This is a genomic window from Polaromonas sp. 39-63-25, assembly GCF_002278925.1.
Lineage (GTDB): Bacteria > Pseudomonadota > Gammaproteobacteria > Burkholderiales > Burkholderiaceae_C > Polaromonas.
Genome location: NZ_NCJH01000027.1, coordinates 39,341 through 63,582 on the forward strand (window position 1 = coordinate 39,341; position 24,242 = coordinate 63,582).

Consider the following 24,242-nt stretch of genomic DNA (forward strand, 5'->3'; position numbering starts at 1 on the left):
GGCTGCTACCTATTTTCTTTCGGTCCGGGACCATTTTCAGGAGCTTTTTGTGTCCACCACGCCCGCAGCAGCCATTCAACCGACCCGCTTTGGCAGCGGGCAGGCCGTTCGCCGCCTCGAAGACGATGCCTTGCTGGCCGGTGCCGGCCAGTTCACCGACGACGTGACCCAGCCCGAGCAGGCGGCCCTGTTTTTTGTGCGTTCACCGTACCCGCACGCACGCATCGTGGCGGTGGACAGCGCCGCCGCGCTGGCCATGCCGGGGGTGCTGAAGATCGTGACCGGCGCCGACCTGGCAGCCGCCGGAGTCAAGCCGATTCCCGGCTCCAGCGGTTTTCCCAGGGCCGACGGCTCACCCGGGGTCTCGCCCGTGCGCCGCGTGCTGGCCCATGAACGGGTGCGTTTCGTCGGCGAGGCGGTTGCCGCCGTGGTTGCGCAGACCCTGCAGCAGGCCCGTGACGCGGCCGAAGCCGTGATGGTGGACTACGACGAGCTTCCCATGGTGGTGGACATGAACGACGCCACCGCGCCCGGCGCCCCCGCACTGGTGCCGCAAGCGCCCGACAACATCGCCTGCGAAACGCGTTATGGCAGCGTGGAAGCCACCGCCGCGGCCTTTGCCAAAGCCCGCCATGTGGTGGCGCTGGACATCGTCAACCAGCGCCTACATGCGTTGAGCCTGGAGCCGCGCTCGGTGCTGGTCGCGTTTGACCAGACCTCGCAGCGCCTGACGATACGCATGAGCACGCAGATGCCCACCGGTGTGCGCAACTCGGTGTGTGACGCGCTGGGCATGGCGCAGGAGCAGGTGCGGGTGGTGGTCGGCGATGTGGGCGGCGGCTTCGGCATGAAGACCGGCGTTTACCCCGAAGACATTGCCGCCGCGTATTGCGCCCGGGCCCTGCAGCGACCGGTCAAATGGGTGGCCGAGCGCAGCGAGGAATTCACGTCCGCGTACCACGGCCGCGACGTGCAGAGCCGCGCCGAACTGGCGCTCGACGAGCACGGGAAAATACTCGCCTTGCGCCTGGCCTCGCTGGCCAATGTGGGTGCGTATGCCACCGGCGCGGGTGTGGCCATCCAGCTGCTGATCGGCCCCTGGGTGCAGACCAGCGTCTACGACATCCAGACCATAGACTTTCATTTCAGCGCCGTGCTGACCAACACCGCACCCACCAGCGCCTACCGCGGCGCGGGTCGGCCCGAAGCGATTTTCACGATGGAGCGGCTGATGGACGAGGCCGCGCGCCAGACCGGCATCGACCGCATTGAACTGCGCCGGCGCAACTTCATCCAGCCCGCGCAGATGCCCTACAAAAACCCCATGGGCCAGGTGTATGACACCGGCAAGTTCGAGTCGGTGATGGACCAGGCGCTGGTGCTGGCCGACTGGAAAGGGTTTGATGCGCGGGCGGCCGCGTCGGCCGCGAATGGAAAAATGCGCGGCCTGGGCATTGCCACGTTTCTCGAGTGGACCGGCGGCAATGCGCTGGAAGAAACCGTGACGGTCGCGGTGCAGGCCGACGGCATGATCGAAGTCTTCACCGCCGTCAACGCCATGGGGCAGGGTATTGCCACCACGCTGACCCAGCTGGTGGTCGATGCCTTTGGCGTGCCCGCGGACCAGGTGCGGGTGGTGATGGGCGACACAGACCGCGGCAACGGTTTTGGCAGCGCCGGTTCACGCTCGCTGTTCACCGGCGGTTCGGCGGTACGCGCCGGTGCCGACAAGGCGATTGCACTGGGCAAGCAGCTTGCGGCCAAGGAGTTCGAGGCCGCCGCGGAGGATGTGGTTTACGCCGGTGGCGACTTCACGGTCGCCGGCACCGACCTGCGTATCGGTCTCTTCGACCTCGCAGGGCGTCAGAGCGACCAACGCATTTTTGTGGATTCCACCACCACGGTGGCCGGGCCGACCTGGCCCAATGGCTGCCACATCAGCGAGGTCGAGGTCGATCCGCAGACCGGCCATGTGGCGGTGGTGGCCTACGCCTCGGTCAACGACGTGGGCCGCGTCGTCAACCCGATGATTGTGCGTGGCCAGCTCGACGGCGGCGCCGTGCAGGGCATCGGCCAGGCGCTGTGCGAGCGCATGGTCTACGACCGCGAGACCGGCCAGCCCGTGACCGGCAGCCTGATGGACTACGCCGCGCCGCGTGCCGACACCGCGCCCGACTTCAGGACCGAGATGGACCAGTCCACCCCCTGCCTGAACAACCCGCTGGGCGTCAAAGGCGTCGGTGAGCTCGGCACCATTGGTGCCGGCCCCACGGTGGTCAACGCCGTGGCCGACGCACTGGCCCGCCGCGGCATGGCCGCCCAGGCCAGGGCGCTGCAGATGCCGATCTCACCGGCGCGGCTCTGGGAGCTGATGCAGGCTCCATCGTGAGTGTGTGCGATTCTCCTGATTGAAAATAAGCTATAGACCTTGTGCGACGGGCGTGAGAAGCTATCAATAACAGAGCAGTTTCAGGCGCCACCTGCCACATGGTTTCCACCATGTGAATCTTCTGCGTCTGCATGAAGTGCTCGTTCACGGCGGAGCAAAGCAGGGGTGGTCGTGGCTGGTCCTGGCCGTGTTGTTTGACCTTGATCAAAGTTTGGTCGGACCCCTGCCTGCGCGGCAACAAGGATGAAGCCATAATCCAAGTAATTGATTAATTACTTGGATGCCCATGCATGCAGAAGCAACCGGCAAGCGCCTCAAGCAGGCCACGGAAGTCCGCCAGGCTGGCTTGGTGGAGGCCGCCCTGCAACTGGCCGCGCAGCGCAGCCCGGCTGACATCACGACGGGCGATCTGGCGCAGGCCGTGGGCATCAGCCAGGGCGCGGTGTTCCGGCACTTTGCCAGCAAGGAGGCCATCTGGCTGGCCGTGCTGGACGGGGCTTCCGACACGCTGATGGCCCGGCTGCAAACGGCCGCTGGCGCGGCGCCCACCCCGATGGCAGCGTTGCAGGCGATGTTCATGGCGCATGTGGACTTTGTGGTGGCCCATCCCGGCGTTCCCCGGCTCATCTTTCAGGAGCTGCAGCACGCGCAGGACACCGCACTCAAGGCCGGCGTGCGCAGCTTGATGCAGAAATACCGGAGCTTGCTCATGGGTGTGTTGCAGCAGGCGCAGGACCAGCGCTTGCTGGCGCCGGGCACGGACCTGCAGGCTGCCGCCGTCCTGTTCATTGGTTCGGTGCAGGGCCTGGTCATGCAATCGTTGCTCAGTGGCGATGTCCGCGCCGTGACCACGCATGCTCGCGGCGTGCTCACGATTTACCTGCGCGGGCTCGCCGCCGGGAGAGGCCGGACAGCGGCGACAGACAGACATGCCCCCGCCTTGAAGGAGACCCCATGAAAAGCAAACTTCCGTTTTCACGCCGCATCACGCTGGGCGCCCTGGTCGTGGTGCTGGTGGGCGCGTTGGCCTGGGTGGCGCTGCGCACCGGCCCGCTGGCGGCCACGCGCATCACGGTCATACGGGTGCAGGAGGGCCGTCTGGCCCCCGCGATTTTTGGCATCGGCACCGTGGAGGCGCGGCGCAGCTGGATGGTGGGCCCGACGGCGGCGGGCCGGGTGCTGGCTGTCCGGGTGGACGTGGGCGACACGGTCAAGGCCGGGCAGTTGCTAGCCGACATGGACCCGGTGGATCTCGACCAGCGCCTCGCGGCCCTGGATGCCTCGCTGGCCCGCGCGGGCAGCACGCAGGCAGCGGCGCAGGCCCAGTTGAAGGACGCTGCGGCCCGGCGGGAACTGGCCGCCATCAATGCCAGACGCAACGAGGAGCTGGCCGCGCAAAATTTCATCAGTGCCGCTGCGCTTGAATCCCGCATGCAGGAAAAAGCGTCCGCTGACGCTGCTCTGCAGGCGGCCCAGGCCAATCTGGCCGGCGCTGGCCAGGACGTGGCCCGCCAGAAGGCAGAGCGCGCTGGCCTGCAACAGCAACGCGGCAACGTCCGTCTGCTGGCCCCGGCCGATGGAGTGGTTACCAGCCGCGACGCCGAAGCCGGCACCACCGTGGTGGCCGGCCAGCCTGTGCTGCGCCTGATCGACCCGGCCAGCCTGTGGGTGAAAATGCGGGTGGACCAGGGGCGTTCGGCCGGCCTCGCGCCGGGCTTGACCGCCAGCATCGTGCTGCGTTCGCATCCGGGTGCGCCCATGCCGGGCCAGGTTGCGCGCGTGGAGCTGCTGGCCGACAGCGTGACCGAGGAGCGTATCGCCCAGGTGGCCTTTGCGCAGGCGCCGACTGCCAGCGCGATGGGTGCCTCCGTGGGTGAGCTGGCCGAAGTCACGCTGCAGCTGCCCGAAACAGCTTCCTCACTGCTGGTGCCCGGTGCCAGCATCCAGCATCGCCAGGGTGAAACCGGTGTCTGGCGCATCGAACATGGCAAGCCGGTGTTCGCGCCGGTGCGGCTGGGCGTTCGCAGTCTGGATGGCCAGGTGCAGGTGATGGCCGGCCTCACAGCCGGTGACGAGGTGGTGGTGTACAGCCAGAAGGCCCTCACCCCCGGCGCCCGCGTGCAGGTGGTCGACACGCTGGTCAAGGACGGACGCAAAGGGACCTCACCGTGATCAGTCTGGCCGGGCGCGACATTGCGCACAGCTGGGGCAAGTTTGTGCTCACGGGCCTGGGCCTGGGCCTGCTGATCGGTGTGACGCTGACCATGGCCGGTGTCTACCGCGGCATGGTCGATGACGCACAGGCCCTGCTGACCAACAGCCGGGCCGACCTGTGGGTGGTGCAAAAAGACACGCAGGGGCCGTATGCCGAATCGTCGAGCCTGAAAGACGATGTGGTGCGCAGCGTGCGCGGCATGCCCGGTGTGGCGCAGGCAGCCAACGTGACCTACTTCACCATGCAGGTTCAAAGCCACGACGGCGACGACATTCGCGCCATGGTGGTCGGGATGGAATCCGGCCAGCCTGGCGAGCCGGGCCATTTGGTGGCGGGCCGCCAGCTCACACGCGGCCATTACGAAGCCGTGGCCGATGTGAAAACCGGCTTTGCCCTGGGCGAGCGCATCCGCATCCGCCGCCACGACTACACCGTGGTGGGACTGACGCAACGCATGGTGTCCTCGGGCGGCGACCCGATGGTGTTCATCCCGCTCAAGGACGCCCAGGAGGCGCAGTTCCTGAAAGACAACGACGCCATCGTCAACGACCGCACCCGAACCGCCACCAACCCGGCCTTCAACCGCCCCGGCGTGCCGGGCCTGCTTGATGCAGTGCAGGCGCTGCAGACCAGCAGCCACAACGTCAATGCCGTGCTGGTGCAACTGGCACCCGGGTTCGAGGCCGGGCAGGTGGCCGAGCCGATTCGCCGCTGGAAGCACCTGGAGGTGTTCACGCGGGACGGCATGGAGGAAATTCTGGTCGCCAAGCTGATTGCCACTTCGGCCAGACAGATCGGCATGTTCCTGGTGATTCTGGCGGTGGTCAGCGCAGCCATCGTGGCCTTCATCATCTACACCATGACACTGGGCAAGATCCGCGAGATCGCGGTGCTCAAGCTCATCGGCACGCGCAACCTGACGATCGCCAGCATGATCCTGCAGCAGGCGCTGGGCCTGGGGTTGATTGGTTTTGTCGTCGGCAAGGTGAGCGCCACCCTCTGGGCGCCGGTGTTTCCCAAGTTTGTGCTGCTGCTGACGCAGGACGCCATGATGGGTCTGGGCGGCACGCTGCTGATCTGTGCGCTGGCCAGCACCCTGGCCATCCGCGCGGCACTCAAGGTCGATCCTGCAGAGGCGATCGGATGACCCCGGCAACTCCGGCAAGCGCCGGCGGCATCCGCATTGAAGGCCTGCGCAAGGTGTATGGGCAGGGCGACACCGCCGTCGAGGCACTCAGGAACGTCAACATGACCGTGGGCCCCGGCGAGGTCGTGGGACTGGTGGGCCCCTCGGGCTCGGGCAAAAGCACGCTGCTCAAATGCCTGGGTGCCATCATTGAACCCACGTCGGGGCGCATGACGCTGGGCAACGATGTGATTTACGACAACGGCTGGACCACCTCCGACCTGCGTGCCCTGCGGCGCGACCGCATCGGCTTTGTGTTTCAGGCACCGTACCTGATTCCCTTTCTGGACATCACCGACAACGTGGCCCTGCTGCCCATGCTGGCTGGTGTATCCAACGCCCAGGCAAGGGCCCGGGCGCTGGAACTGCTGACCGCGCTGGATGTGGCCCACCGCGCCAGGGCCGAGCCCTCGCAACTGTCGGGCGGTGAGCAGCAGCGCGTATCGATTGCGCGGGCGTTGGCGAATCGTCCGCCTGTGATCCTGGCCGACGAACCCACCGCCCCGCTGGACAGCGAACGGGCGCTCGCCGTGATGCGCATCCTCAACCAGATGGCCCGGCAGGCCCAGACCGCGATCATCGTGGTGACCCACGACGAAAAAATCATCCCCACGTTCAAGCGCATCTATCACATCCGTGATGGCCAGACGATTGAAGAAGCCGGCCAGGGGCTGAGCTTTTGATGACTGGATGGGTGCGCGCCGGACGCATAAAAGGTCCTTGCATGAACACTTCCAGACTCCTCAGGATTCTCGCCGCTGCGGCCGTCAAACCATCACACTGAGACGGGCTGGCGGGAGTATGTAAAAAGTGCCCACAGCCCTTTTGGAACGGGCGGAAGCAGCTATCAATAGCAGAGCAGTTTCAGATGCCAGACGCCCGCTCAGGCATGGCCGGCGGCCTCCTTGGCGCGCATCTTGGCGCCTATGTATTCGCCATGCGTGACATGCAGCAGGCCGGCAATCTTGCTGATCAGGTGGTTTTCGTGCGCGTCGAGGTGGGCGTCTGAATACGCCACCTGCCACATGGTCTCCACCATGTGGATCTTTTGCGCCTGCGTGAAGTGCTCGTTCATGGCGGAGGTGAAGCGGTGGTAGTCGTGGCTGGTCCTGGCCGTGTCCTCGGCCAGTTCCAGCAGCCGGGCCAGCTCGTCGTCGGCGAGCGAAAATTTTCCGCGCAGCGTGTCCAGTACCGCGGCCCTTTCGGCGGCGTTGATGGTGGGGTCGGCACGCATGACCTCCACCAACAGCACGGCGGTGCCCAGCTGCAGCGCATGTTCGCGCTCGCCGGGGGATTGCGCCCGGGCGGGCGCCGCGAAAGTGTCAAACAGGTCTTTGAGGGTTCTGAGCATGGGCTTCCTTGGGGGCTTTGCGGCCATGCGCGCAAACGCTTGCACGATGGAGCCGGCTGGCGCGGATTGGTTCCCGCCTCGGCGGGGGGAGGGGAGTCTCCCGCACGCTCGACATGGACAAAGGTGCGTGCTGCTGCAGGGCGGTAACAGCTGGGCTAAAACTAAAAAACATTCTGCAATGCCCCCTGATCCATGTCATGGCCGGGCGGTCCCCGACGTGGAACACTGGACACCACGCAACAAGCTTTTCATGGAGTGCCGTGCCCGCGATGAACTGGTTGAAAAAACTCCCGAACTCCCGGCGCGCCGCCAGCGGCCTGGAATGGACGCTGTGGCGCAAGCTGCCGCTGATTGCCGCGGTGGGCACGCTGCTGCCCCTGTTGGTGCTGGGGCTGGTGTACCTGTTCAACGATCCCGCCGCCGGTGCGGCCCAGGCCCGCTGGGAGCAGATGGTGGGCTACATCGTGCTGGGCGCCATCCTGTTTCACTGGTCCATGGTGGTCACGGTGGCTTTTGGTTGCGTCATCGTGATGATCATGAAAGGCCCCGGTTATGTGGCCGACGGCCTCTGGGTGTCGCACACCGACCGGCCGAGCGAGCACATGGAAAGCGCCGAAGAGGCCGCCAGCCGCCGGCCGCCGACCGGGGCGGCGCCCCGGGACTGATCCCGGGGAAAGGCCATGCCGCCGCCGGGCGACAATCGGAGGGCCATGAAAACCATACTCCCCCTGCAACTGCTGGTTGCGCCCGACAGAAACGACCCGCAGCCCCTGATCCTGTACCACGGCCGCGGCTGTCCGGACGGCTTTGCCGCGGCCCTGGCCGCCTGGCTGTATTACGAAGGCCGGGCCGAGCTGGTGGGGCTGGACCACGGCGACACGCGCTCGATTGATGACCTGCCGGCGCTGGCCGGGCGCGCGGTGTACATCCTCGATTTTTCGTTTTCTGCAGACATCCTGCGCGGCATCGAAGAACGGGCCGCCAAACTCGTGATGCTGGACCACCATAAAAGCGCCGCAGAAAAACTCACGGGTTTTGCCTGCCGTTGCGGTGTGGTGCACTTCGACATGGACAAATGCGGCGCCCGTCTGGCCTGGGAGTTTTTTCATCCCGCCACCCCCTTGCCGGACCTCGTGCGTTACATCGAGGACCGCGACATCTGGGTCTGGCGCCACCCCGAGAGCCCGGCCTTTCTGGCGGCGCTCGACATGGAGCCGCACGACTTTGCGCGCTGGGCGGCGATTGCCGCATTCAGCCCTGAACAGGTGGTGGCCTTCATGGCGCGCGGCCAGGCCATGGACGAAAAATTCAGCAAACTCGCGGCCGGCATCGCCGAGAACGCCCAGCCTGTGACCTTCAACGGCCAGCACGGCCTGATGGTCAACGCACCCGGCGTGTTTCACAGCCTGGTGGGCGACCTGCTTTCAAGACAAAGCGGCACCTTTGCGCTGATGTGGACGGTGGCCCCCGGCGGCGTGGTCAAGGCCGGACTGCGTTCGCAACGCGGCTTCGATTGCATCGCGCTGGCCGAGAGCATGGGCGGCGGCGGCCATGCGCAGGCCTGCGGCTTCAAGATGCGCATCGATCGCTTGCCGGAACTGCTCAGCGGCGTCTTCGACGCGGCCGCAGCGCCGGGCACCGAAGCCCGTTAACCCTCCAACCAACGCCTCCAACGGACACCCCAGCCATGCCACGCCTTGCACCCCTGCCGCCCGACACCACGCCGGCGCTCAAGCCGCATTTCGACTTCTTCCTGACCACGCTCGGTTTCACGCCCAACAGCGTGCTGACCATGCAGCGCAAGCCCAAACTCGTGCAGGCGCTGGCGCAGCTCAACGGCGCGGTGATGGACCCCGAAGGCGAGGTGGACCTGGGCTTTCGGCGGCTGATCGGCCATGTGGTGAGCAAGGTGGCGGGCTGCCTGTATTGCCAGGCCCACACCCTGCTGGGCGCCAGAAACTTCGGCATCAGCGAAGCCAAGCTCGCCGATGTGTGGACCTATGCCAGCAGCCCGCTCTACAGCGAGCGCGAGCGCCTGGCCCTGGACTTTGCCCTGGCCGCGGCCAGCCAGCCCAACGCCGTGACCGACGAACAATTTGCACAGCTGCAGCAGCACTGGAACGACAATGAAATCACCGAAATCCTCGGCGTGGTGGCGATGTTTGCCTTTTTGAATCGCTGGAACGACACCATGGCCACGCCGCTCGAAGCCAGCCCCACGGCCGTGGCCACGCAGGCCCTGGGTGCCCAGGGCTGGACGGCGGGCAAACACGGGTGAAGCTGCGGCCCTAGGGCCTCAGCATTACGCGCCACCACGAGGCGTCCGCCAGCAGCAGGCAACCGCCACCGGCCAAAGCGGTGAGCCGTTCGACGCGTGCCGGCAGCGGTCTGGGATCGGCAAGCTCTGTCCATTGTCCCGGCGCGTCCCAGCGCAGTGCATGCAGGGCCGCAAGCTGCATGTCCGGCACAACGATCGTGGGCCGGCTGCCAGGCTGTTCAACCGTCACCGCCAGTTGCTGCTCCAGCGCGCCCATGCGATGGTTGGAGACATCCATCGCCCTGGCGTAGGCCTCGAGCCGGGGCGGGCGAAAGTGGTACAGCGTGAGCACGCCGCCCACATGGGGTGTGGTTACGCTGGCAATGTCAGGCTTGCCGTCGCCATCGAAGTCGGCAACGCCCACCGGGTTGAGCCAGCGGAAGGTGGCGCCGGCATGAGGGCTGCGGGCCACTTCGGACAGGGTCCGGCCTGAATCCGCATCCCTGGCGGCGCGGGGCTGCTGGCTGGCGCGCAACCCCAACACCACCACAGCCGCACCACGCAGCGCGTCGGCTTCGACAAGAATGATTTCATCGCGTCCGTCCGCATCCAGATCGGCGAGCCGGGGCACCCTGTCTTCAAACACCCGGTGCAGCGGCAGGTGGTACACCAGCTCTTGCGGCGCACCCGATGCGCCGGACACCAGCACATGCAGGCTGGCCGCGTGGACCGGTGAACCCAGCGCCGCGTGCGGGTAACGTGCAGTGGGTGAGCCCAGCCAGGCCCACAGAATGTCTTTCTGCCCCTGCACGGCCTGACTTTGCGGCAGGCGTTGCATGGCCGCTGCGGGTGGCGCAGGCGGGGCCGGCGCATGAACGCCACACTGGGCTGACGACGCTTCCACCCGGAGCTCCATCGCCAGGGACGTGCCGGCCAGCGCCCATGAGGCCAGCAACAGGGGTACGCCGCGGTGCAGCAGGTGGGGGCGGCGGGCTTGGCCCGGGGAGGTGCATGTCATGAAGGTTGGTCGTGCCGGGCTGACTGTTCTTACAGGAATCATGCCCACGTTTGCACGGGTGTGTGCGCCGGTCCCCACGCGCATCTGGATACCACTGCAGTCGCGCGGTAAATGCCCGGTAAATCTCCGTTTCCCTTACACGGCCTTCACAAAGCCAGGCCAACAATGGCCTCACTGAATCACACACAAGCCTTCAACAAGCAGTGATTCGGGCGCAGCTCCCACTGTCGCTTGCCGACCCTGGAATCCCTTCCAGCCACTGCAAGCTGCCCACCGGGCTGCGGGTTATTCATCCGCATCGCAGGAGAACCTCATGAAATCGAAACTGTTGACCGCTTCCCTGTTGGCATCCGCCTTGTTCGCCGGTCTGGGCATGGCCCCGGCGATGGCGCAAGGCAATAACAACACCCCCGGCATCGACCAATCACAGCAGTCGATCAGCGCACGCATCCAGCAGGGCCTGGCGTCCGGCCACATCACGCCTTCCGAGGCGCAGGCACTGTACCAGCGTGACCGCGAGATCGAAGCCCGCGAAATGCGCTACAAGGCCAACGGCAGTGCCAATCCGCAGGAGCGCCAGCAGTTGCGGGCCGACCTGGGCGCCCTGAGCGCCGACGTGGAGCGCATGATGGCCAACAATGTTTACAACGCGCCCCCCGTCGCTGGCGGCAATACCCACGGCATCGACAGGCTGGAGTACAAGATCAGCCAGCGCATCGACGAGGGTGTGCGCGCCGGCCGCATCACCCAGCGCGAAGCGCGCAGGCTGCACAGCCGCGAGCGTGTCATCGAGCGCCATGAGGTCGCCTTCAAGGCCGACGGCGTCGTGACACAGCAGGAGCGCCGGCAACTGCGCAGCGAGCTGACCGCGCTGCGCGACGAGGTTGAGCGCATGATGCGCAACGACCGCCGCAACGGCCGCGGTTAAGACCACGGTTAGTGCAGGCCCCGGGCGTTCAGAGCGTCCAGACAGAAAAGCCAGGCACTGCCTGGCTTTTTTCGTGCTTGGTGATAAAAATGACCGCCAGCCCAACAGTGGTGGGCGTAAGCAGCTATCAAAAACGGAGCGAATTCAAAGCCGGTGCATTTGACCGGGAGCTCAGGCCACGTATTTCTGTTCGCGCAGCCACGCGGCCAGGCGTTCGGCAAACACCTTGTAGCCCTCGGCATTCGCGTGAATCTGGTCCGAGCGCAGCTCGGGCCGTGACAACACATGCGCCCAGCCGCCGGCAAACAGCGGCACGCCGGTGGCGCTGGCGACTTCGGCGTACACCTCATGGTCTTTCAGCGCGCCGGTGGCCAGCGCCATCAGCGCCGGCTCGGGCTGCGCAATCAGCACCACCTGCGCACTGGCCGCGGCCGTCTGCACGATGGACGTGAGCGCGGCCCGTGTGCGCTCCGGCGGTAGCCTGCGCAAAAAGTCGTTGCCGCCAATCGATACCAGCACCAGGCCTGGCGTGTTGGCCTGCAGCAGCGCCGGCAGACGCGCCAACGCGCCTTCGGCCGTGTCGCCGTTGATGCCCGCGTTCTGCACCACATGGCCGGTCAATTGCTCGAGCACGGGCGGATAAGCGGTGCCCGCCGGCGCGCCATAACCGAAGGTCAGCGAGTCACCGAGGCACAGCAAGGTGGCGTCCTTGGGCAGTGTTTTGGCGGTGGGTTTTGCCGATTTCGAGCAGCCGGTGGCTAGCAGCAGCGCGCCGGCCAGGCCGCCAAGCTGTGCAGGACCACGATCATGGGGGAAACGGGATAAGGCGGGATCAGGTGGGCCGAGGCGGGACAAAACCAATGAAATCAGGCCTTTACAGCCGTTTTCAGGGGTTCAAGCTCCAACCGGGTCGGGCCACGATAAATCGGGCCGTGTGGGGCGATCTGGCGGGCCGTCTTCCCAGCCCGGCGGGATTGAAATAACCCCCTGACCCGCTCGGCTTCAAAGCTCTTTAAAGCCCCATTGAGGACGCTTGACGCTGGTAGGCAGGCCGCAGCGACTGCGGCTTGGCCTGGTGTGGCGGCTGGTGGGCGATGAGCGGGCATGGCGGCAATGCTACACCGGCAATTCGGAACACCACTTCCGAATTGGCTACCAATGGCGGCTCCAACCAATTCGGAAGCGAAGTCCATCTTAATTGCCCTCCCCGCTGCCTGTGGATAACTTCGCCTCGACCAGGTGAACCTCCTCAAAAAGACCTGGCTGGTTGCGGGCGCGCATCTCGGCCAGGACGCGCTTGTAAATCTGGTAAATCCGCACGTAGCTCAGGTCGAATTCCTTCGCCAGTTCATAGGCGTTTCCGCGCTCCATGCGCTGGTAAATTTCATGGTCGCGCTTGCTCAAATAGAACTGGGTGTCGGCGTTGAAATAGATATGCTGGCCGCGCCAGTTTTTAGCCAGAAAATCGGCCAGCTCGTTGCCCACGTCGCAGGCCTTTTCCTTGTCCAGGCCGTGGACCTTGATCAGGTGTAGCGCGGCTTTCTCGGCCATGTCGGCCAGCAGGTGATGGCGCCTGATGGTGGATTGGTTATCGCTGTGATCTGTGCTCATTTTGTGGCCGCTCCTGTGCGTTTTTGCTGATAGGTCAAAGCCTGGGAAATTCGCTCCAGGTCGCGGATCGGGCACCACTCGAAAAACTGTGGCGCTTCGTCGCCGAACATCTGTTTGGCGATGCCGTCGGCATAGGTGTCGGGCAGGCGGTCCAGGCTGATCAACTGGGCGCGAATGCGCTTGACCAGCGGCAGCGCATCGGCCTTTGGTGTGGGCCTGGATGGGCGCTTTGGTTTGGTCGAGGCCTTTGGCTTCCAGCCCTGCTTTTGAAGGTAGGTCAGCACGCGCTGCCGCCCTTCATGCGTCAGGTTTTTGGAGCTGTCCACACCGCCCTGTGCAACCAGGATGGCGCGGTATTCGTCATCAGGAAGATTCAGTTCCTTCCTGGCGATCTGGATCTTGATGACGTCGCTGTTGCGGTGGTCGCGGGCTAGCTTGCTCATGGCTCGACAATCTCAAAATTTGCGTGGAAGTTAGCGTTCCCGTAGACGCGCGGGCTGTGACGGCCACCTTCAAAAATGACCCAATCGCCAGGGCTGATTTTTTGAAAGCCATGCGAGGCGCTGTGCACGCCCCAGGTGGACATTCCAGTAACACCAGAGCTGACAACGATGTCGGGCAGATCACCGGGCTGGTGCCATTGCATGGCATGCAAGTCAACGGGCCGGGTGCGGACGGCGATGTAGCTCATGACTGAACCTGTGGCGTGAAGGGACCGAGCAGCTCGCAGCCGTCTTCGAGCAGCGTGATGTGAATGGGGCAGAGGTGCCGGTCTGGCCCCACCTGATGGGTGTGGTCCTGACACAGATGTCGGTCACATGTGCGGCCGTTCCCGATGTCCCAATCGCACTGAAAGCGGCTAGGTGCAAGGCACCGCTGCATGGCGGCACCGTCGCTGGTCTGAACACCGATGGCTGCGCCGCAGCCTTCGGGCAGCTTGGTGCCGCGCATGTGCACCAGGCTGGTCATTCCCTTGAAGCGGTACCAGGGCATTACTGGCTCCCGGTGCTGAGTCGCGCGGCCCGCGTTTCCACGCCGCGCAGCAGCCGCGCATAAGAATCGTCTGCCGCTGGCTTGCCCTCAGCCTTCGCAATGCCTTGGATCGCTGCGGTGCAGGCTTTCAGGTACTCCGAATCACTGAGGAAACCGAAGTCCTTGCGGCATGCCCGGTACCGGGTATTTATCACTCGCTGCAAATCGGCTGGCACCATAAACCAGTGTTTTCGGCACATAAACCGACCGCTGGCTGTGGCGCAGGTGCAGCCGATGGCGTCACAGGCGCGGCTCATGATTGCCACCCTGCAGAGCAGAGCCGCGCCTTGGCTATTGCCTGGTCTTCCACCACCAAGATCGATGTGGCGTTGTCCAGGTGAACTTCGGTCACCAAAATATCGGGTCGGCCGCCGGTCCTGTGAAACAAGTGCGACGTGAGATGCGTCACTCTGCGCGCCGCTATATCGACTGTTCCTCCAGCCTCGCTGAAAGCTGTGAAGGTGGCGAACGGCTGTGGCTGTGGCACCTTGACCAGGTACTGCCAGATCCCGATGGCGCTGGTGATGGAGAAACCGATCTGCTGCAGCAGAAAGAACCAATGCCCATAGCCGTTGGCGAAAACGATCCAGCCAGCATTGCTGAAGGCGAACAACACCCAGCCCCAGCCCGCGCGCCGGCCTTTCAAAGCCAGCAGCAGGCTGCCCAGGAGCGCGCAGACCGCGCTGAACAGCTCAAGCCAGGCATAGGGCGTCTGCATGTGCTCGGCGGCCTTGTTGAGCCACGGCCGCGCGGCCTGGTACAGCTCAAGCCAATAGAGGTCGAGCGACAGGCTCATGCTGTGAGCCTCCCGTAGATGACCAAGTACCAGGGCACCAGCACAAAGACGGCAACAAACGGCAGATCGTCCCGCCTGAACTTTTCGCGCCAGCCGGTCAACGCAAAGGCGATCGAGAAGATCACCGGCACGATCAGCCAACGTTCATAGCGGCCGTAAAGGATGGGCGCCCAGATGCAGGAAAGCAGCGCAACGGCGATCAGCAAGCCGAGCGTTCCTCCGATGTCCGAATCATTGAAGGAAACCCAGGCCACCACTGCGAGCATGACAATGCTCAAGATCAGCGGAAGAACGGTCCACAACTGCAGGGTGATGGTGAAGTTCATGCTGCACCGCCTTCGGTGCGCGCGGCGTGCAGGCGCCAGCGGGTGACGCCGTGATCGTTACCGCGCGGCAGGGCGTCCACGCTGACCAGGGATGCGCCGTAGAGCTTCTCGCCCAGGCGCTGAGCGGCCTGCTTTTCGCCAGCCGTGCAGCTGGCCTTCTGGCCGCGCACGGTGCTGGTGAGGTAGGTGCCGCCTGCTGAGCGCACCGTAATGTCTACAGTTTCACCCCAGCCGGCCTTCTGGCCGTGCACGGTGCTGTTGACGCCGTCGGCCAGGAACATCTCAGGGATCTGAGCCTCGACCAGCGCACGCAGCAGCGCCAGCGGTATCCCTACAAAGTTCGGCGTCACCGCGTCGTTGCACATCGGATTGGTGAACGTGTCGCGGAAAGGCTCGCCGCGCTTGGCCTCGGCGGCTTTGAAGTGATCGGCGATCGCCTGGGCAGCGGCGGTAAATTTGGTGTTCATAAGACAGCCTTTAAAGCGGTTTAAAAGGCCCCAGGGCCGAAGCCCTGGGGCGGGAAGATCAGCCGGTTGCGGTTTCCAGGCCGCTGGCGTGATCAAGGAAACATCAGTCGAAACGGGTCATGAGCCAGGACAGGAAGCCGATTAACACGATCAGCGCCAGGCCTTCGATCAATCCAGCGTCCATATCAGCGTCCTTTCAGATATCGGTCGGGCCGATCTGGAGCAGCTCGCGGCGCTGCTGAGCAGTCGGCTCGGCCTGCTGGTAACGCCAGGCAGCCAGGTGTGTGGGGCAGCGGCTGCAAACGCCAGTGCCGTCGCGGTGGTTGACACCGAGCCAGCTGCAGCCGCCAGGGCAGGCGCGCAGGTCTGTGCAGCCGCAGCTGGTGCAGGTGGTGGCGTTCATGCTCGACCCGCCTGAACTTCGCGCATGAAGGCCGCCACTTCCTTGTGAAGGCCGTCCAGCATCTGCACGCCTGCGGTCTCCGACATGGTCGGTGCGGCGATGGTGTGCAGCTGCATGTTGAGCACGGCACCGGCGCCTGCATAGAACATGCGCTTGCTCTTGCGCAGCTGCACCTGGGACGCGTTCGCCGGCATGGCCGCCTTGAGCAGCAGCTCGTACTGCTCGGCTATGGTGTTGAAGCTCATACGTCCCTCCGGTCAGCGTGTTTGAACTCGTGTGTGTCACAAACGCTGGTGCGTCCGACCGGCATGGTGTGACGCCTGCAGCGGCTGTTCGATGTCTCGAAATAGACGCCCTTCGCACCCTCGCGGTCTTCGTGGTCGCAGAGGTAGAAGCCGCAGTTTTTGCAGGCCGGCTGGGGCAGCGGCTTGGCGGGCTTCCGGTAGTTGACCGATGCGCGCAGGTTCGCCAGGTTGATGGCGGCCGTTGATTTGCCCGCGCTCATATAGCCGCCACGTCCAGGCTGATGGGGAAGTATTCGCCCGTGGTGGCATCGCGCTTGTAAAAGCGGATGTAGGGCTTGGTGCTGGCCACGCGCATGCTGTCGCCGATTGCCTGCATCGCCAGTAGCCACTTTTCGTCGGTGATCTCCAGGCGGCGCAGGCCCAGCACGCGGCCGGTGCTGATCTTGCCCTGCTGGTCCACCTGAAAGGCGTTGTTGACCAGCACCTTGATGTTCGCGTTGCTGCCCTTGCTCCAGCCGTGGATGCATTCGTCGATCAGCGCCTTGGCGGCCTGCAGGCGCTCATCAAAGGTGATGGTCTCCTGCATCTGGCGAATGATCTTGTACTCGCCATCGAAGTTGATCAGTGTGACGTTGCCCTTTTTGCCGCCGTGCTGCACGTCATAGTTCGCCAGGCTTTTGTCGATGAAGTCGGAGATGGCCTGCATCGCCGTGGTTTTGAAGGCCATCAAGCGGGCACTTTCCTGCTCGGCCTGCCGGCAGATCTCGCCCACCACCTGGTGGCGCAGCTTGTCGATTTCCTTGATCTTGCTGACCGGGATCAGGCTGCCGCTGGCGTCCTTCCAGTAGCCAGGGTGCGCGGTTTGTTGTTCATTCATTTGGAAACTCCTGCAGTGGTTGATTTTTTGGAAGGGCTGGGGACGCCCATTTCGATATAGAGGTCGGGGGCAAAGCGGCCCTTCATGGCGGCCACTTGGTCCACCGTGGTGCTGGCGCGCTCCAGGAGAAAGACGCAGGTGTCGTCAAACTCCTTTTGTGTGGCGGCCATGTAGTAGCCGCTGGCCGGGTAGCCGCAGACGCGGTGCTGGTCCATGCGCAGTTCAACAATGAAGTCGCGCACCGCCCGCTCCAGCGCCGGCTGGTTGGTGGCCTGGCCCGTGATGCGGGCGACCAGGTCGCGGCCGTGGATGCCGTTCTCGCGGCCGACATGGCGCTGCAGCTCGGCAAGCACCTGTTCCTTGTTGATTTGCAGTTGCATGGATGGCTCCTGTTACTGGCGGGTGGTCGGGGCTGGCGGATAGTCGGCCTGGCCGGGTGCCGGCACGGTGGTGCGCGCGGGCCGCTGGCTCTGCAGCAGCATCTGGCCGAACACGATGGCCCCGCCCAGCTCCAGCAGCGAGGTGCCGACCTTTTCAAGCTGACCGTGCGCCTGGCCCAGCTTCATGTAGGCGCTAAACAGCGCGTCAAGCTGCACCAGGGCCGGCAGATCCTTGAGCAGCTCTTCCACCCGCGCGGCGGCTTCGACAACCCGCGCCATCGACGCGGCCATGTCCTGGTCGTTGTGCTGGGTGTTCATGCCAGTGCTCCTGGTTGACCGGCAATCGCCAGGTCGGGCAGCAACATGCAGTCGGACGTGAAGGCATAAATGCGCTTGCTGGCTTTTTCGTCCTGTTCGTCCTGTTCGTCTTCGCCTCCCTGGTTGCGGCTGTCCAGGAAGCCGCCAGCCTCCAGGGCGTCCACGGCCTGCTGCACCTCATACGGCTGGAAGGTGGGCCGCCAGTGATGCGTGAGCATGGCGACCGTCCACCAGCCGCCATCGCGCTGCAGCATCAGCCAGAGCGCGCGGGTGTCTTGAGTGATTGCGTTACCCATGAATGACCTTTCCTGGAATGAAGGGCCGGGCGCGGCCGGCCTCGATGCTTGGGCAGTTGGCGAAGTCCATCGCGCCGTCGCGGCACGGCGTTGGTGGCGGCGGCTGGTAGGGGTCGCCCTGCATGACGTAGGTGCGGCGCGGCGGCGTGACGCATGCCTGCTCGGCCGCAGGCGGCGCCGGCTCCTGGTCGATGCTTTGGCTTGGCTGGCCCGCCTTGTAGTACACGGTGCCCTCGTCACACTCGCGCCAGACAATGCCCGCGTCCCGCATGTAGCCCAGCCGGGAACGCAGCCACTCCGGGTTGGGCGTGTGGCCGGCCGGGCCGTTGCTGCGGAAGCGCGCCGATTCCTTGAACACTTCGTGCAGCTGCTCGAAGGTGCGGCGGCCGTGCTCTTTCAGGTGCGCCAGGATGGCCTGGCTTTGCGGGCTGAGCCTGGCGCCCTTGGGTGCTGATTTTTTGAATTGCATGATCAGGCCCCCCTTGCGCACATCTGCTGGCCGGCCTTCATGCCCTGCATGAAAGCGCTGTCCAGCTGGGCGTCGATAGAGACCAGCATGGCGATGGCCGTCGCCGCGCCCAGCACCATCAAGGCCACAGCCATGAACAGCGCCAGCCAGCGCAAAAAGCGCAACAGCCGCTTGCGCCGGGACGGCACAGTCGGAATCACGACGCCTGGATAAAAAGCGTGCCGGTTCATGATTGGCCACCGTGGAAGGTCAGGAAGTCCAGGCGCGCATCGAAGACGGCGATCTTGCGAGTGACGCCATAAAAGCGCTGCAGGCGGCGAGCCCTGCGTTTGATCCAGCCGAGACGTTTGGCCTGGCTCATGTCATGTCCTTTCGGTTCGGGCAGGTTTTGCAGGCGCGGCCCAGGGCGGCGCGCATGGGGTTGGTGAAGGCCTGGGGAAGCGCCTGGTTGTCCTGGCAGCTGCGCTTGCTCAAGGTGCCCATCACGGGGCACCGCACTGTCTCGGCCATGAACTGGCCGCGTATGCGCTGCTCCATCGTCTCGACGTTGCCGGGGTATTTGTCCCGCAGCAGCGTGCTGATCACGGCCGAGCTGACGTGCAGTTCGGCGGCAACCTTGACTTGAGAGTTGAAGCGCTTCACTGCGGCCTGCAGCGCGGCCTTCACGTCGGCCGGTAAAACGCTTTGAAGGCGTGGGCTATTCAAGGCCATCGCAAACCTCCTGCGGTGTTTCCAGGTTGGCGAACTCGCCGGTGTTGCGGTCGAAGACCACCTTGCGGCGCGTGATGGCCGGCGCGTGCGGGCCGGTGTTCTTTGCCAGGCGGTGCTTGGCAGGTGTGCCGGGCTTGGCCGCGCGCACCGTGGAAAGGTAGCCAGCGCGCGCCATGTGGGCGACATAGCTCTTGGCGGTGGATGGCTTGACCACCAGGGTGCCCAGCGTGGCCGCCTTGGCAATGTCGGTGTAGTCGAAGGTGGACAGCACCTTCATGGCGCGCCACATCGCCTCGTTACCTTCGCCCTGGGTGACCTTTTCGCCCTTGGTGCTGACGCGCGGGGCATCGCCCTGGACCTTTGCCAGCACGAACTGGATGGGCTTGCCCATGACGCCCTTGCTGACGCCGGTACCGCCTACCCGCTTGAGGTAGCCGGCCTTCTCCAGATCGTCAAAGTAGTCATCGACCAGCGTCCAGCTGACCATCGGGTTGCAGTGGTCCTGGACGGACGTCTTGTCGAAGCGCACACCAGGCGCCCGGCTGAGCAGCAGCATGGCTTCCCACACCCGCTCACGCGGCGTTTTAAGCGCGCGTAACTCCACGTTGATGGACTTGCGGCTCATCGTGCCCCCTTGCCGCTGCGGGTGCCCAGCATCGCCAGCAGGGGCGTGTCGGTGCCGGCGCGCTTGCACTCTTCGCGCAAGGCCTTGAGTTCGTTGTAAACGCGCCGTGCCACCCCGCCCGTTTTGGTCACCAGGGCGTCGATCACGTCCTGGGTGAACTTCAGTTCGCCAGCATGGTGGGCGGCCAGTTTCTTGACGTCCAGGGCGTCGCAGGGCTGGGCTTCCTTCCAGACCAGCACCCGGTCATGGAAGCGCTCATGCCGCGAGAGCAGCTTGCGCTTCAAGTCCTGCTCACCGATCAGAAAGATCGGGATCGTGGTGTTGTCATGGATGGTGCGGATGAAGTCGATGGTTGACTTCTCGGCGATGTAGTCCACCTCATCAAGCACCAGGGGGCGGCCCAACTGCTGCAAGCGCTTGACGATCTGGTCGTACAGCATGGAGACCGGCCACTGGCTTTTTGTCTGGATGCCCAGCTCCAGGCACAGCAGCTGCGCCAGCGTCTTGGTGGTGTCGAACATGCGGATCGACACGAACACCGCGTTGCGGCCCTGCGGGTGCGCCAGGTACATGGCCGCCTGCGTCTTGCCGAAGCCGGGCGGGCCGTACAGCACCGCCATGTGCGGCGCGCCGAGGTCGTCCACATCGGTCACCTGGTTGATCGCCTCGATGGCGAAGGCCACGTTGGTGAGCTTGGCGACTTGCTGACCTGGTTGAAACAGGTCGGATTGATCATTGCTTTTGTTTGACATACACTTTCTCCGTCTTTACTGATTGCTGGTTGAGACACTTCCTCTGGAGCCCGCCCGCGTGACAGCGCTGGTGGGCTTTCTTTTTGTTATCCGGTGGCTTCCTCCCCGAGCGGGTCGGTGCCTTCGTGCAGCTCATGCCACGAGGCGAATTCCTTGCTGGTCTGGTAGCTGTCTGACCAGTCCAGGTCACGGGCGCTGATGGCCTCGCCACGATCCTTGCGGGCCTGCAGGCGCACCCAGGTGCTGTAGCGGCTGCTTGGGCTGGCCAGGGGCAGTACGGCGGCCGGTGCGGTGGCCTGGGCCTCCATTGCGGCCAGAGCAGCGGCGCGGTCGGCGTCCCTGCTGGTGGTGTCCAGGTGGGCCAATACCGAATCGATGGCCGGCGTGGTGTGTTGCAGCACGCGGGGAGCCAGGCGGTGGACGTTGCCTGCGGCGGCTTCGGCTTCGCGCTCGCGGTCGTTGTAGATCGCCTGCACGGCCGTGCGGGTGAGGCCCTTCTTCAGGCCCTTGCGCAGCCTGTCCACCATCGGCTTGATGTTGGTCGCCTCGATGGCGCGGGCCTTCGCGGCCAGCTCGGCGCGGTTGATACCGAGCATTGAGTGGTCCAGGGCGCGGCAAATAAAGGAGCCGTCCATCGCAAAGACATACAGCGCGCCCAGGTCAAGTTCATCCTGCCTGCAGCGCACCGTGCTGCCGACATGGGCGGCCAGCTCGGGGGCGGCAAACCAACCCTTGTCCAGGGGGATGCCGCGCTTGCCGACAACACGGGTGCCCTTGCCGGCCACCGCCATCAGGAAGATGTCCAGCGCCCGATCGTCCATGCGCACCACATGGGTGGTGTGGCGTTCGGCCATCTCGTTGGGGCTGCAGCCCAGCTCTGAATGGGTGCGGTTGTGGTATTCGTCCAGCCAGCCGTTGATCACGTCCTGCAGCTGCCTGGCACCCATGCGCAGATCCAGCCCGCCCAGGCCGAAGCGCTGGGCAAAGCTCTTGCCCGAATCGATGGCCTTGCGCTCTGCCACACTCTTGCCGACAAACCCTTCCAGCATGGGGAAGAGGTCATGCATCATCGTGCCGATGAAGCGCTCGATATAGGGCTTTTGCTCCGGGCTGAAAGGCGTGCAAAGGCGGTGTTCGATGCCCAGGCTGGTCAGGGCGAAGTCATAGTCCTGGGCGGTGTAGTCCTTGCCGTTGTCGGTTTTGATCTGCTCTGGCTTGCCCCAGGCCTGAATGCAAAGCCGGGTGACCGCCTTGACCGCGTTGGAGCTGCTGGTCGGTGCAACCACCACCTGGGCGCGGCGGGTGAACACGTCGATGCTGGCAATGATGGCGTGGCGGCGAATCTCGCCGGTGTTCTGGTCCACCAGGTTGAAGGCCAGGTCTGCGCGCTGCATGGCGTCGCCAATCGTGCTGTCCTGCTGCCACTGCTGGTTGGGGCGCGTGATGCCGTCCATCTGCGAGCCGAAGGCCGAGCGGTATTTGTTCTTGTAGCCGTCCGGATTTTTGAACATGAGCAGCGCGGGGGCGTTGCTGTCCTTGAATTCGCGCAACCAGCGCTTGAGGGTGCTGGTTGATGGTGTGCGTTCCTTGCCCACCTGGTTGCGGATCACGCGCTGCATCTGGCGGGCGGTCGGGTCATGCATCTCGGCCAGGGCCGCGATGAAGGTGTCATGCAAGTCTTCATCACGGGTTAAAGCGCTTTCGCCCTTGTCCTTGCGCGGCTTGCGTTCCAGCAGCGCCTCGATGCCCTGGGTGCGCCAGGCCCGGTACCACTTGTCCAGCGTCTTGGCCGGGATGGCCGGGTACGCGGCCAGTGTGTTGGCGTGCGCCTCAATGTGGCCGGCTCCCCACAGCTGCACAAACTCCTGGATAGCCGGCCAGACGGCCGTGCCGCGCAGCGCGTGGTATTTCTCAAACCGTTGAAACAGGTCCAGCTTCGGATTGCGGGCCGGGTCAAACCCGCCCTTGGCTTCCAGCACGATGCCGTACTTCGCCATCGACGTGGCGCAGGCCTGCTCCTGGGCGATCTGCCTGGCGCGCTTGCCGGCGGCAATGGCGTCGGCTGCCGGCTTGACGGCCCCGGCCGCCTGGGCCGCGATGGCCTGCTGGGTTTCGGGCGGCAAGTCGGTGCTCAGGTATTCGAAGCCGCTGCGGCCCCGGCCTTCTTCACGCGGGCGGCAAGCCCAGCCTGCGGACTGGGCGCGCATCAGCACGCCGCGCTGTGTTCCGGGCAGGCCTGGCAGGCCGGCAAGGGAGGATGCTGACAGCCACTTCATACGCGGGCCTCTGAGGCGGATGCCTTGCGCTGCTTGCGCGGCATGGTGATCTTGATCTTGCGGGTCAGCTGAAAAGCACGGGCGCGGTCGGCCGGGTCGAGGTAGCGTGAAGGCCAGATGTCCTCCGGCTTCATGCCAAGCGCTTTTGCCACCAGTTGCTCGGCGGCGAGCCAGCGGCCGTACAGCACACGCGAGATGTGGGCATAACCATTGGCTTGGGCAATTTGCCGCATGCTCAAGTTGCGCTTGTGAAGGGCCGCAATAACGTCAGCGGGATGCATATCCTCTTGTGCTGATGTCGTTCTATTTGTGTTCATGCACATGATAATAAGCACAAAACAAAGGAAGTCAACGAATTTATGCACAAGGGTTTGTGCTGATGCATAAATCAGTGTGAATAATTACCAAAAGGGCTCAACGGAATTGCCTTTTGCCGAATGCGCACAGAAAATAGTGACGATGAACACAAATCAAGCGCAGCCGGAGCAAGGCAGGACAGAGCCTTCTTCGATCGAGCCCGCCAAGGTATTGGTGGCCGAAGAGCCGGTCGCTTGGTATCTGCACCATGCCGCTGCCGCCTCGGAAAAAACCGAGTTGAAGACGGCCCGCACTGAGGCAAAGGGCTCCTACATGCGCCGCTTCGGTGAGCGCTGCAAAACGGCCAGGGGCGTGAAGGAAATCGGCGAGGTTGCCGAAGCGCTGGGCCTGCACCGCAACACCATCTACAACATCGAGCGCGGCGTGGCGCTGCCAGACGCCTTTGAGCTGGAGGTGATCGCCCAGCTGTACGGCACCAGCGCGGCCTACTTGCTGGAGGGCGACCACCAGGAGAAAGCCAAAGGACCGGACGCGGTGCGCAAGAACCTGGAGGCCGTCCAGGTCGATGGGTTTATTTATGTGCCGCTGTTCGACATCCATGTCTCCGCCGGTGGCGGCGCCTTCAATGATGTTGAGGCGGTCACCGCCATGCGGCCGTTTGATGCCAATTACATCCGCTACGAACTGGGCATCTCCCACAACCAGATTGCGATGACGGCAGTTGTCGGCAGGTCAATGGAGCCCTGGCTGCGGCCCAAGGACACCGTGCTGACGGATCTGAAAGACCGCGAGGCTTTGACCGAGGGCGTGCACATTGTTAGGCTTGACGGCGCGCTGCTGGTCAAGAACCTGCAGCGGCTGCCCGGCAAGGTGCTGCGCGTGAGCAGCTACAACCAGGCCTATGAGCCGTTTGACATACAGGGCACGGAAGACCGCGACCGTGACTTCGAGGTGATCGGCCGGGTGCGGTGGGCCGGCGTGACTTTCAGCTAACAG

The 24,242-nt window shown here is 64.5% G+C and carries 36 protein-coding genes; 10 read left to right on the forward strand and 26 right to left on the reverse strand.

The features are described from left to right. Positions 1-49: 49 nt before the first annotated feature. From B7X65_RS21580 to B7X65_RS21600, 5 genes are all read left to right on the forward strand, one after another. A complete protein-coding gene (locus B7X65_RS21580) occupies positions 50-2,389 on the forward strand; it encodes a xanthine dehydrogenase family protein molybdopterin-binding subunit (RefSeq protein WP_293596306.1) in 2,340 nt (779 codons plus the stop codon). Between the two features lie 286 nt (positions 2,390-2,675). Beyond that, a complete protein-coding gene (locus B7X65_RS21585; RefSeq protein ID WP_293596307.1) occupies positions 2,676-3,347 on the forward strand; it encodes a TetR family transcriptional regulator in 672 nt (223 codons plus the stop codon). Further along, on the forward strand, positions 3,344-4,561 hold the full coding sequence (locus B7X65_RS21590) for an efflux RND transporter periplasmic adaptor subunit (RefSeq protein ID WP_293596308.1): 1,218 nt from the start codon (positions 3,344-3,346) through the stop codon (positions 4,559-4,561). The genes B7X65_RS21585 and B7X65_RS21590 overlap by 4 nt, the downstream gene beginning before the upstream one ends. After that, complete coding sequence (locus B7X65_RS21595; RefSeq protein ID WP_293596309.1) at positions 4,558-5,751, forward strand: ABC transporter permease; 1,194 nt, start codon at positions 4,558-4,560, stop codon at positions 5,749-5,751. The genes B7X65_RS21590 and B7X65_RS21595 overlap by 4 nt, the downstream gene beginning before the upstream one ends. Next, positions 5,748-6,473, forward strand: a complete 726-nt coding sequence (locus B7X65_RS21600; RefSeq protein WP_293596310.1) for an ABC transporter ATP-binding protein — start codon at positions 5,748-5,750, stop codon at positions 6,471-6,473. The genes B7X65_RS21595 and B7X65_RS21600 overlap by 4 nt, the downstream gene beginning before the upstream one ends. A gap of 200 nt (positions 6,474-6,673) precedes the next feature. Here the strand turns inward: B7X65_RS21600 and B7X65_RS21605 are convergent, their stop codons facing one another. Further along, positions 6,674-7,141: a TerB family tellurite resistance protein gene (locus B7X65_RS21605; protein ID WP_293596311.1), complete on the reverse strand. Its 468-nt coding sequence runs from the start codon at positions 7,139-7,141 to the stop codon at positions 6,674-6,676. 269 nt (positions 7,142-7,410) lie between these two features. Here B7X65_RS21605 and B7X65_RS21610 point away from each other — a divergent pair, with 269 nt between their 5' ends. Genes B7X65_RS21610 through B7X65_RS21620 form a run of 3 tightly spaced genes read left to right on the forward strand, consistent with a single transcriptional unit; the run spans position 7,411 to position 9,419 of the window. Continuing rightward, positions 7,411-7,806 carry a hypothetical protein gene (locus tag B7X65_RS21610; protein WP_293596312.1) on the forward strand — a complete coding sequence of 132 codons (396 nt, stop codon included), beginning with the start codon at positions 7,411-7,413 and terminating at the stop codon, positions 7,804-7,806. A gap of 45 nt (positions 7,807-7,851) precedes the next feature. Further along, positions 7,852-8,793, forward strand: a complete 942-nt coding sequence (locus B7X65_RS21615) for a DHHA1 domain-containing protein (protein WP_293596313.1) — start codon at positions 7,852-7,854, stop codon at positions 8,791-8,793. A gap of 35 nt (positions 8,794-8,828) precedes the next feature. After that, entirely contained in the window at positions 8,829-9,419 is a 591-nt protein-coding gene (locus B7X65_RS21620) for a carboxymuconolactone decarboxylase family protein (protein ID WP_293596314.1), read from the forward strand. Between the two features lie 10 nt (positions 9,420-9,429). On the opposite strand, the gene B7X65_RS21625 is transcribed toward B7X65_RS21620, so the two are convergent. Next, on the reverse strand, positions 9,430-10,416 hold the full coding sequence (locus tag B7X65_RS21625; RefSeq protein WP_293596315.1) for a VCBS repeat-containing protein: 987 nt from the start codon (positions 10,414-10,416) through the stop codon (positions 9,430-9,432). Between the two features lie 313 nt (positions 10,417-10,729). On the opposite strand from B7X65_RS21625, the gene B7X65_RS21630 reads away from it, so the two are divergent. Then, positions 10,730-11,344 carry a hypothetical protein gene (locus tag B7X65_RS21630; protein ID WP_293596316.1) on the forward strand — a complete coding sequence of 205 codons (615 nt, stop codon included), beginning with the start codon at positions 10,730-10,732 and terminating at the stop codon, positions 11,342-11,344. A 171-nt stretch (positions 11,345-11,515) separates the two neighbouring features. Here B7X65_RS21630 and B7X65_RS21635 read toward each other — a convergent pair whose 3' ends face one another. The 24 genes from B7X65_RS21635 to B7X65_RS21750 form a co-directional block, all read right to left on the reverse strand. After that, positions 11,516-12,205, reverse strand: coding sequence for a GDSL-type esterase/lipase family protein (locus tag B7X65_RS21635; RefSeq protein WP_293596317.1), 690 nt, complete (start codon positions 12,203-12,205; stop codon positions 11,516-11,518). Positions 12,206-12,538: 333 nt separating this feature from the next. Beyond that, positions 12,539-12,955, reverse strand: coding sequence for a Mor transcription activator family protein (locus tag B7X65_RS21640; RefSeq protein WP_293596318.1), 417 nt, complete (start codon positions 12,953-12,955; stop codon positions 12,539-12,541). Next, complete coding sequence (locus tag B7X65_RS21645) at positions 12,952-13,398, reverse strand: regulatory protein GemA (RefSeq protein ID WP_293596319.1); 447 nt, start codon at positions 13,396-13,398, stop codon at positions 12,952-12,954. The genes B7X65_RS21640 and B7X65_RS21645 overlap by 4 nt, the downstream gene beginning before the upstream one ends. Then, entirely contained in the window at positions 13,395-13,646 is a 252-nt protein-coding gene (locus tag B7X65_RS21650) for a hypothetical protein (RefSeq protein WP_293596320.1), read from the reverse strand. The genes B7X65_RS21645 and B7X65_RS21650 overlap by 4 nt, the downstream gene beginning before the upstream one ends. Then, the gene (locus tag B7X65_RS21655; RefSeq protein ID WP_293596321.1) at positions 13,643-13,948 is read right to left on the reverse strand and encodes a hypothetical protein; all 306 of its coding nucleotides are present in this window, start codon (positions 13,946-13,948) and stop codon (positions 13,643-13,645) included. Before B7X65_RS21655 ends, B7X65_RS21650 begins: the two co-directional genes overlap by 4 nt. Beyond that, positions 13,948-14,244, reverse strand: coding sequence for a hypothetical protein (locus B7X65_RS21660; RefSeq protein WP_293596322.1), 297 nt, complete (start codon positions 14,242-14,244; stop codon positions 13,948-13,950). The genes B7X65_RS21655 and B7X65_RS21660 overlap by 1 nt, the downstream gene beginning before the upstream one ends. Then, positions 14,241-14,783 carry a hypothetical protein gene (locus B7X65_RS21665; protein WP_293596323.1) on the reverse strand — a complete coding sequence of 181 codons (543 nt, stop codon included), beginning with the start codon at positions 14,781-14,783 and terminating at the stop codon, positions 14,241-14,243. The genes B7X65_RS21660 and B7X65_RS21665 overlap by 4 nt, the downstream gene beginning before the upstream one ends. Beyond that, positions 14,780-15,109, reverse strand: a complete 330-nt coding sequence (locus tag B7X65_RS21670) for a hypothetical protein (protein WP_293596324.1) — start codon at positions 15,107-15,109, stop codon at positions 14,780-14,782. The genes B7X65_RS21665 and B7X65_RS21670 overlap by 4 nt, the downstream gene beginning before the upstream one ends. After that, on the reverse strand, positions 15,106-15,576 hold the full coding sequence (locus tag B7X65_RS21675) for a hypothetical protein (RefSeq protein ID WP_293596325.1): 471 nt from the start codon (positions 15,574-15,576) through the stop codon (positions 15,106-15,108). The genes B7X65_RS21670 and B7X65_RS21675 overlap by 4 nt, the downstream gene beginning before the upstream one ends. A 196-nt stretch (positions 15,577-15,772) precedes the next feature. After that, positions 15,773-15,979: a hypothetical protein gene (locus tag B7X65_RS21680; RefSeq protein WP_293596326.1), complete on the reverse strand. Its 207-nt coding sequence runs from the start codon at positions 15,977-15,979 to the stop codon at positions 15,773-15,775. Further along, positions 15,976-16,224: a hypothetical protein gene (locus B7X65_RS21685; RefSeq protein ID WP_293596327.1), complete on the reverse strand. Its 249-nt coding sequence runs from the start codon at positions 16,222-16,224 to the stop codon at positions 15,976-15,978. Before B7X65_RS21685 ends, B7X65_RS21680 begins: the two co-directional genes overlap by 4 nt. Continuing rightward, positions 16,221-16,484 carry a hypothetical protein gene (locus B7X65_RS21690; RefSeq protein ID WP_293596328.1) on the reverse strand — a complete coding sequence of 88 codons (264 nt, stop codon included), beginning with the start codon at positions 16,482-16,484 and terminating at the stop codon, positions 16,221-16,223. The genes B7X65_RS21685 and B7X65_RS21690 overlap by 4 nt, the downstream gene beginning before the upstream one ends. Further along, positions 16,481-17,101 (reverse strand): DUF3164 family protein, encoded by a 621-nt coding sequence (locus B7X65_RS21695; RefSeq protein ID WP_293596329.1) that lies wholly within the window; start codon positions 17,099-17,101, stop codon positions 16,481-16,483. Before B7X65_RS21695 ends, B7X65_RS21690 begins: the two co-directional genes overlap by 4 nt. Continuing rightward, a complete protein-coding gene (locus B7X65_RS21700; RefSeq protein ID WP_293596330.1) occupies positions 17,098-17,481 on the reverse strand; it encodes a hypothetical protein in 384 nt (127 codons plus the stop codon). Before B7X65_RS21700 ends, B7X65_RS21695 begins: the two co-directional genes overlap by 4 nt. Positions 17,482-17,493: 12 nt before the next feature. Continuing rightward, a complete protein-coding gene (locus B7X65_RS21705) occupies positions 17,494-17,799 on the reverse strand; it encodes a hypothetical protein (RefSeq protein WP_293596331.1) in 306 nt (101 codons plus the stop codon). After that, positions 17,796-18,095: a hypothetical protein gene (locus B7X65_RS21710; RefSeq protein ID WP_293596332.1), complete on the reverse strand. Its 300-nt coding sequence runs from the start codon at positions 18,093-18,095 to the stop codon at positions 17,796-17,798. Before B7X65_RS21710 ends, B7X65_RS21705 begins: the two co-directional genes overlap by 4 nt. Continuing rightward, positions 18,088-18,564, reverse strand: coding sequence for a hypothetical protein (locus B7X65_RS21715; protein ID WP_293596333.1), 477 nt, complete (start codon positions 18,562-18,564; stop codon positions 18,088-18,090). The genes B7X65_RS21710 and B7X65_RS21715 overlap by 8 nt, the downstream gene beginning before the upstream one ends. 2 nt (positions 18,565-18,566) lie before the next feature. After that, positions 18,567-18,794: a hypothetical protein gene (locus B7X65_RS21720; protein ID WP_293596334.1), complete on the reverse strand. Its 228-nt coding sequence runs from the start codon at positions 18,792-18,794 to the stop codon at positions 18,567-18,569. Next, on the reverse strand, positions 18,791-18,925 hold the full coding sequence (locus tag B7X65_RS21725) for a hypothetical protein (protein WP_293596335.1): 135 nt from the start codon (positions 18,923-18,925) through the stop codon (positions 18,791-18,793). The genes B7X65_RS21720 and B7X65_RS21725 overlap by 4 nt, the downstream gene beginning before the upstream one ends. Then, positions 18,922-19,275: a hypothetical protein gene (locus B7X65_RS21730; protein ID WP_293596336.1), complete on the reverse strand. Its 354-nt coding sequence runs from the start codon at positions 19,273-19,275 to the stop codon at positions 18,922-18,924. Before B7X65_RS21730 ends, B7X65_RS21725 begins: the two co-directional genes overlap by 4 nt. After that, positions 19,262-19,900 carry a hypothetical protein gene (locus tag B7X65_RS21735; protein WP_293596337.1) on the reverse strand — a complete coding sequence of 213 codons (639 nt, stop codon included), beginning with the start codon at positions 19,898-19,900 and terminating at the stop codon, positions 19,262-19,264. Before B7X65_RS21735 ends, B7X65_RS21730 begins: the two co-directional genes overlap by 14 nt. Further along, positions 19,897-20,652 (reverse strand): AAA family ATPase, encoded by a 756-nt coding sequence (locus tag B7X65_RS21740; protein ID WP_293596338.1) that lies wholly within the window; start codon positions 20,650-20,652, stop codon positions 19,897-19,899. The genes B7X65_RS21735 and B7X65_RS21740 overlap by 4 nt, the downstream gene beginning before the upstream one ends. Positions 20,653-20,738: 86 nt before the next feature. Then, positions 20,739-22,928, reverse strand: coding sequence for a DDE-type integrase/transposase/recombinase (locus B7X65_RS21745; protein WP_293596339.1), 2,190 nt, complete (start codon positions 22,926-22,928; stop codon positions 20,739-20,741). Beyond that, positions 22,925-23,293, reverse strand: a complete 369-nt coding sequence (locus B7X65_RS21750) for a helix-turn-helix domain-containing protein (protein ID WP_293596340.1) — start codon at positions 23,291-23,293, stop codon at positions 22,925-22,927. Before B7X65_RS21750 ends, B7X65_RS21745 begins: the two co-directional genes overlap by 4 nt. A gap of 94 nt (positions 23,294-23,387) precedes the next feature. Between B7X65_RS21750 and B7X65_RS21755 the strand changes: the two genes are divergently transcribed. Then, on the forward strand, positions 23,388-24,239 hold the full coding sequence (locus tag B7X65_RS21755; RefSeq protein WP_293596341.1) for a LexA family transcriptional regulator: 852 nt from the start codon (positions 23,388-23,390) through the stop codon (positions 24,237-24,239). Positions 24,240-24,242 lie beyond the last annotated feature (3 nt).

What these genes read in the sequence shown, in the direction of transcription:
- B7X65_RS21585 (WP_293596307.1), top strand. Translation starts at nt 2,676, where the DNA reads ATGCATGCAGAAGCAACCGGCAAGCGCCTCAAGCAGGCCACGGAAGTC.
- B7X65_RS21590 (WP_293596308.1), top strand. Translation starts at nt 3,344, where the DNA reads ATGAAAAGCAAACTTCCGTTTTCACGCCGCATCACGCTGGGCGCCCTG.
- B7X65_RS21600 (WP_293596310.1), top strand. Translation starts at nt 5,748, where the DNA reads ATGACCCCGGCAACTCCGGCAAGCGCCGGCGGCATCCGCATTGAAGGC.
- B7X65_RS21605 (WP_293596311.1), bottom strand. Translation starts at nt 7,141, where the DNA reads ATGCTCAGAACCCTCAAAGACCTGTTTGACACTTTCGCGGCGCCCGCC.
- B7X65_RS21610 (WP_293596312.1), top strand. Translation starts at nt 7,411, where the DNA reads ATGAACTGGTTGAAAAAACTCCCGAACTCCCGGCGCGCCGCCAGCGGC.
- B7X65_RS21615 (WP_293596313.1), top strand. Translation starts at nt 7,852, where the DNA reads ATGAAAACCATACTCCCCCTGCAACTGCTGGTTGCGCCCGACAGAAAC.
- B7X65_RS21620 (WP_293596314.1), top strand. Translation starts at nt 8,829, where the DNA reads ATGCCACGCCTTGCACCCCTGCCGCCCGACACCACGCCGGCGCTCAAG.
- B7X65_RS21625 (WP_293596315.1), bottom strand. Translation starts at nt 10,416, where the DNA reads ATGACATGCACCTCCCCGGGCCAAGCCCGCCGCCCCCACCTGCTGCAC.
- B7X65_RS21630 (WP_293596316.1), top strand. Translation starts at nt 10,730, where the DNA reads ATGAAATCGAAACTGTTGACCGCTTCCCTGTTGGCATCCGCCTTGTTC.
- B7X65_RS21640 (WP_293596318.1), bottom strand. Translation starts at nt 12,955, where the DNA reads ATGAGCACAGATCACAGCGATAACCAATCCACCATCAGGCGCCATCAC.
- B7X65_RS21645 (WP_293596319.1), bottom strand. Translation starts at nt 13,398, where the DNA reads ATGAGCAAGCTAGCCCGCGACCACCGCAACAGCGACGTCATCAAGATC.
- B7X65_RS21650 (WP_293596320.1), bottom strand. Translation starts at nt 13,646, where the DNA reads ATGAGCTACATCGCCGTCCGCACCCGGCCCGTTGACTTGCATGCCATG.
- B7X65_RS21655 (WP_293596321.1), bottom strand. Translation starts at nt 13,948, where the DNA reads ATGCCCTGGTACCGCTTCAAGGGAATGACCAGCCTGGTGCACATGCGC.
- B7X65_RS21660 (WP_293596322.1), bottom strand. Translation starts at nt 14,244, where the DNA reads ATGAGCCGCGCCTGTGACGCCATCGGCTGCACCTGCGCCACAGCCAGC.
- B7X65_RS21665 (WP_293596323.1), bottom strand. Translation starts at nt 14,783, where the DNA reads ATGAGCCTGTCGCTCGACCTCTATTGGCTTGAGCTGTACCAGGCCGCG.
- B7X65_RS21670 (WP_293596324.1), bottom strand. Translation starts at nt 15,109, where the DNA reads ATGAACTTCACCATCACCCTGCAGTTGTGGACCGTTCTTCCGCTGATC.
- B7X65_RS21675 (WP_293596325.1), bottom strand. Translation starts at nt 15,576, where the DNA reads ATGAACACCAAATTTACCGCCGCTGCCCAGGCGATCGCCGATCACTTC.
- B7X65_RS21680 (WP_293596326.1), bottom strand. Translation starts at nt 15,979, where the DNA reads ATGAACGCCACCACCTGCACCAGCTGCGGCTGCACAGACCTGCGCGCC.
- B7X65_RS21685 (WP_293596327.1), bottom strand. Translation starts at nt 16,224, where the DNA reads ATGAGCTTCAACACCATAGCCGAGCAGTACGAGCTGCTGCTCAAGGCG.
- B7X65_RS21690 (WP_293596328.1), bottom strand. Translation starts at nt 16,484, where the DNA reads ATGAGCGCGGGCAAATCAACGGCCGCCATCAACCTGGCGAACCTGCGC.
- B7X65_RS21695 (WP_293596329.1), bottom strand. Translation starts at nt 17,101, where the DNA reads ATGAATGAACAACAAACCGCGCACCCTGGCTACTGGAAGGACGCCAGC.
- B7X65_RS21700 (WP_293596330.1), bottom strand. Translation starts at nt 17,481, where the DNA reads ATGCAACTGCAAATCAACAAGGAACAGGTGCTTGCCGAGCTGCAGCGC.
- B7X65_RS21705 (WP_293596331.1), bottom strand. Translation starts at nt 17,799, where the DNA reads ATGAACACCCAGCACAACGACCAGGACATGGCCGCGTCGATGGCGCGG.
- B7X65_RS21710 (WP_293596332.1), bottom strand. Translation starts at nt 18,095, where the DNA reads ATGGGTAACGCAATCACTCAAGACACCCGCGCGCTCTGGCTGATGCTG.
- B7X65_RS21715 (WP_293596333.1), bottom strand. Translation starts at nt 18,564, where the DNA reads ATGCAATTCAAAAAATCAGCACCCAAGGGCGCCAGGCTCAGCCCGCAA.
- B7X65_RS21720 (WP_293596334.1), bottom strand. Translation starts at nt 18,794, where the DNA reads ATGAACCGGCACGCTTTTTATCCAGGCGTCGTGATTCCGACTGTGCCG.
- B7X65_RS21725 (WP_293596335.1), bottom strand. Translation starts at nt 18,925, where the DNA reads ATGAGCCAGGCCAAACGTCTCGGCTGGATCAAACGCAGGGCTCGCCGC.
- B7X65_RS21730 (WP_293596336.1), bottom strand. Translation starts at nt 19,275, where the DNA reads ATGGCCTTGAATAGCCCACGCCTTCAAAGCGTTTTACCGGCCGACGTG.
- B7X65_RS21735 (WP_293596337.1), bottom strand. Translation starts at nt 19,900, where the DNA reads ATGAGCCGCAAGTCCATCAACGTGGAGTTACGCGCGCTTAAAACGCCG.
- B7X65_RS21740 (WP_293596338.1), bottom strand. Translation starts at nt 20,652, where the DNA reads ATGTCAAACAAAAGCAATGATCAATCCGACCTGTTTCAACCAGGTCAG.
- B7X65_RS21745 (WP_293596339.1), bottom strand. Translation starts at nt 22,928, where the DNA reads ATGAAGTGGCTGTCAGCATCCTCCCTTGCCGGCCTGCCAGGCCTGCCC.
- B7X65_RS21755 (WP_293596341.1), top strand. Translation starts at nt 23,388, where the DNA reads ATGAACACAAATCAAGCGCAGCCGGAGCAAGGCAGGACAGAGCCTTCT.